This window comes from Sphingopyxis sp. KK2 (assembly GCF_001990265.1).
Classification (GTDB): domain Bacteria; phylum Pseudomonadota; class Alphaproteobacteria; order Sphingomonadales; family Sphingomonadaceae; genus Sphingopyxis.
The window spans coordinates 1-3,773 of the sequence record NZ_LYVN01000226.1; the positions used below are offsets into that span (position 1 = coordinate 1).

General features: G+C 67.7%; 4 protein-coding genes and 1 pseudogene. 2 read left to right on the forward strand and 3 right to left on the reverse strand.

The window, feature by feature from the left end:
- Positions 1–225: pseudogene (locus B1A78_RS20835) on the reverse strand (cytochrome P450); the annotation flags it as partial.
- Positions 226–382: 157 nt separating this feature from the next.
- On the opposite strand from B1A78_RS20835, the gene B1A78_RS20840 reads away from it, so the two are divergent.
- Positions 383–1,069, forward strand: coding sequence for a phytanoyl-CoA dioxygenase family protein (locus B1A78_RS20840; RefSeq protein WP_077148775.1), 687 nt, complete (start codon positions 383–385; stop codon positions 1,067–1,069).
- A 5-nt stretch (positions 1,070–1,074) separates the two neighbouring features.
- A complete protein-coding gene (locus B1A78_RS20845; protein WP_077148778.1) occupies positions 1,075–1,503 on the forward strand; it encodes a cupin domain-containing protein in 429 nt (142 codons plus the stop codon).
- On the opposite strand, the gene B1A78_RS20850 is transcribed toward B1A78_RS20845, so the two are convergent.
- Positions 1,466–2,590 carry an acyltransferase gene (locus B1A78_RS20850; RefSeq protein ID WP_077148776.1) on the reverse strand — a complete coding sequence of 375 codons (1,125 nt, stop codon included), beginning with the start codon at positions 2,588–2,590 and terminating at the stop codon, positions 1,466–1,468. The genes B1A78_RS20845 and B1A78_RS20850 overlap by 38 nt on opposite strands.
- Positions 2,587–3,630, reverse strand: a complete 1,044-nt coding sequence (locus tag B1A78_RS20855; RefSeq protein WP_077148777.1) for a sterol desaturase family protein — start codon at positions 3,628–3,630, stop codon at positions 2,587–2,589. The genes B1A78_RS20850 and B1A78_RS20855 overlap by 4 nt, the downstream gene beginning before the upstream one ends.
- Positions 3,631–3,773: the final 143 nt, after the last annotated feature.

A 3,773-nucleotide genomic window follows, 5' to 3' on the forward strand; every position in this document is an offset into this window, starting at 1 on the left:
CTCCCACGACGAGGAGAAGGTCGCGGGATCGAGTTCGACCGCCTGCACCAGCGCATGGCTCGCGACCGACCAGTAACCGCCATAGGGACTGTCGGGGCACCAGCTCACCGGCATCTCGGCGCGCAACCGCGCAAAGGGATCGCGCCAGCGATCCTCGGTATAAAGCGCGATGTCGCTGACATCGACCGGCGCGATCGCACGCGCCTCGTCCAGCACCGAAGCCATATCTCTCTCCCGCCGCCCGCGTGGGTCGCAGGTCTTGCGGGGCGACTATGCCATGGTTGCGAAGCGAGTCCAGCCGCCAGCGGCTGGCAACGCGCCGACCGCCACTCATCCGAAACCAGAGATTGCCCTCGTCGGGCGCGGAGTAATAGATACGCCGATGCAACAACCCACAACCATCGAACGATTGAGCCTCGCCAAAGACGGAGCCCAGCACGTCCCCGCCGCCGTCTTGCCGTTGATCGATGAGATCAAGGACGCGCTGCGCGGACTTCCGGCCGGACAGGCCGGCGTTCGCATCCACGGCATCGAGGCGCTTCGGCCCATGCTGCATGCCGCCGGCGCGATCGGATCGGTCGCGGCGGGATATCTGGGGCCGCAATGCCGCCCCGTTCGCGCGATCCTGTTCGACAAGACCCCCGGCACGAACTGGTCATTGGGCTGGCATCAGGACCGCACGATCTGCGTGAAACGGCGGATCGAGGTCGAAGGCTATGGACCCTGGACGACCAAGGGCGGCATGCAGCATGTCGCGCCGCCGTTCGACCTGCTGGCGCGAATGATAACCTTGCGCGCTCATCTGGATGATGTGCCCGCCAGCAATTCGCCCCTGCTGATCGCTCCGGGTTCGCATACCGCCGGACGCGTGCCGATGGCGGAAATTGACGCTGTCGTGGACCGAAGCGGAACATATGCCTGTCTCGCCAGCGCGGGTGACATATGGATCTATGCGACGCCGATCCTGCATGCCTCCGCGGCGGCAAGCACCGCCGGCCACCGCCGCGTCTTGCAGGTCGACTATGCTGCAGAAGCACTGCCAAGCGGGCTGGATTGGCTGGGCGTGTGAAGGCCATGACCGACCCCCAAGCCCTGATCGACCGCCTCGCCCTCGCCCCGCATCCCGAGGGCGGCTGGTATCGCGAAACCTGGCGCGGCCCGCCCGGCGCCGATGGCCGCGCCAGCGGCACCGCGATCCATTTCCTGCTGGAACAAGGCCAAAGATCGCACTGGCACCGGGTCGATGCCGAGGAAATCTGGCTGTGGCATAGTGGCTCGCCGCTCACGCTGTCGCTCGCCGCGACCGACGCCGATGCGCCCGCGCATCACCGCCTCGGCCCCGACATCATCGCCGGCGAGGCGCCGCAGATCCGTATCGCGGCGCATCACTGGCAGGCCGCGCACGCCGACGCCGGCTGGGCGCTCGTCAGCTGTATCGTCGTCCCCGGCTTCGACTTTGCGGGGTTCAGCCTCGCGCCGCCGGGCTGGGCACCGGGCGGCTGACCGCCGCGCCGCTGCCCAGCGCGCGCGCGACCAATATCTTCCACCCGCCCTTCGTCCGCTCGATCAGCGGGCCGACGATAACGCACGTCCCGACCACCCCGGCGAACACGGCCGCGACCTGCCACGGGCTGTTTATGTCATAACCCAACGCCGCCGCGGCAAAGCGCAGCATCGGATAATGAAGCAAATAAAGCGCGAAGGTCGACTGCGCGAACCAGGCGATCGGGCGGCGCCACGCGCCGAGCCGCGCCTCGAGCGCCGCCGACAGCCCGTGCGCGCCGAGGAAATGGAGCGCGACCAGCGGGCCGATCAGATAGCTCGCGACAAATTCGTCGGAAAAATGCAGGAAGGGAACGACATTCTCGGGCCCGATGGCGAGCGCCGTCGCCTGCTTCAGCAGCACCGGCACCCCGCTCCACCGCAGCAAGGCGTAGGCGAGCACGCTGCCGCCGAACAGCAGCAACGCGGCGCGCGGCGCCACCGGCCCCTGCCGGCTGCGCTGCCAGGTCCACACGCCGAGCCACCAGATCGGCAGCAGCAGCAGGATCTTCGGCCCCGCGAGCAGCATCAGCCCGCCCGCGAGCAGCACGCGCCGACGCCCGCGAAAATAGAAGATCGCGGCAAAGATCGCATAATAAAGCGCTTCATAGCCGAGCGACCACCACGGCCCGTTGCTGAACACCCGCACCGACGAAAACCACAATTCGTTGGTAAAGCTCAGCGCGCGCAGCATGCGTTCGAGCGGGTCGCTCGCCTGATACCACCAGGCGGCATAGGCGGCAGGGTCGAGCATGTGCCCCGCCTGGTCGAGCAGCAGCGTGATCAGCAGCGCCGGCACCGCGACCGACCACAGCCGCGCGAGCCGGCTCACCGCATAGCTGCGCACATCATGCTCTTTCTCGTGCGCGACATGCGCGATCACGAATCCCGACAGCACGAAAAACACCATCACCGCGTCATTGCCCGCCTGCCGCCAGGGCAGCAGCATGCCCCCGCTGAGCTCGGGATAGGCGAGGTGCGTCATCACCACCGCCAGCGCCGCGCCGAACCGGACAAGGTCGAGATAGAGCGACAGTCCGCGGGTCATCTAAGCGCCTCGGGCAGCGCTTCGGCCAGCACCTCGGACTGCGCCGGATCGGCGACCGGCGCGACATCGGCAGTGCGGCGACCGCGGAGCGCACGCCAGGCATAGCCGAAGGGTTCGAACATCGCCGCCGCCAGATTGGGGTGCGGCTGCACATCCTCGTCGCCCAGCCCGAAGGCCAGCTCCTCGCGCTCGCGCGGCTGGTAATGCGTCCCGAACAGCCAATCCCACAGCGCCAGCACCTCGCCGTAATTCTTGTCGAAATGGCGCGGCGCCTTGCTGTGGTGGATCTGGTGCAGCGCGGGGCTGACGAAAATCTTGTCGAGCAGCGGGCCATAGGACAGCCAGATATGCGTGTGGCGCAGGCTCGCGGCGCAATAGGCGAAGGCGAGGAAGCCCATGTTCACGGCCGCGATCGTCGCGGCGGTCGCGGGCGTCCCGAACGCGAAAAGCACCAGCGCCTGCATCGGCGCGACGGTGAGACAATCGATCAGCACGCCGAGCAGCGAATAGACCGGATGCTTGCGGTTGAGCGTCAGCGGGTTCAGTTCCTCGGCCGAATGATGGACGCGGTGGAACGCCCACAGCACCGGCAATTGGTGCGACAGGCGGTGCGTCACATAGGTGCCGAAATCGGCCGCAAGGAACAGCGCGAGCCCGAGCAGCGCGGTCGTCGCGGCACCCGGCGCCGCCTGCGTCACCGGCCCGAACAGCGCCTCCAGCCCGTTCGCGAGCGCGGTGGCGACGATCGACACCGACAGCGCCAGCGCGACCCAGCGCATCGGCGCGAGCGCGCGTTCGAACAGGAATATCTGCACGTCGACCGCAAAGCTGCGCGAGACATAGACGCGGCGCGGAAAGGCGTAACGCAAATAGGCACGCAGCGAAAAACCCGTGCGCGCGACGTAAAAACGATAGGCAAAGGCGCCGACGATCCACCCCGCCAGCAGCGCGAGCAGGCCGCTGCGCGACGTCGGCGACACCAGCTCCTCGGCCAGCCGCGACGCCATCCATGTCCCGCCGTCGGCGAGCGCCTCGATCATGTCCGCCCCTCGCTCAAATCGGATCGCCCCAAAATGCAGACGATCCTTGCCCGAACAGGGTTAGCGGGCGGTTAAATCCGGGCGGCATCATGCCCTGTGATGCGGCCCATAGCGGCGGCGCCGAGGAGGAGCGGCAGGGCGAG

Excerpts from the sequence above, each read along its gene's own strand:
- B1A78_RS20840 (WP_077148775.1), top strand. The coding sequence starts at position 383 with ATGCAACAACCCACAACCATCGAACGATTGAGCCTCGCCAAAGACGGA.
- B1A78_RS20845 (WP_077148778.1), top strand. The coding sequence starts at position 1,075 with ATGACCGACCCCCAAGCCCTGATCGACCGCCTCGCCCTCGCCCCGCAT.
- B1A78_RS20850 (WP_077148776.1), bottom strand. The coding sequence starts at position 2,590 with ATGACCCGCGGACTGTCGCTCTATCTCGACCTTGTCCGGTTCGGCGCG.
- B1A78_RS20855 (WP_077148777.1), bottom strand. The coding sequence starts at position 3,630 with ATGATCGAGGCGCTCGCCGACGGCGGGACATGGATGGCGTCGCGGCTG.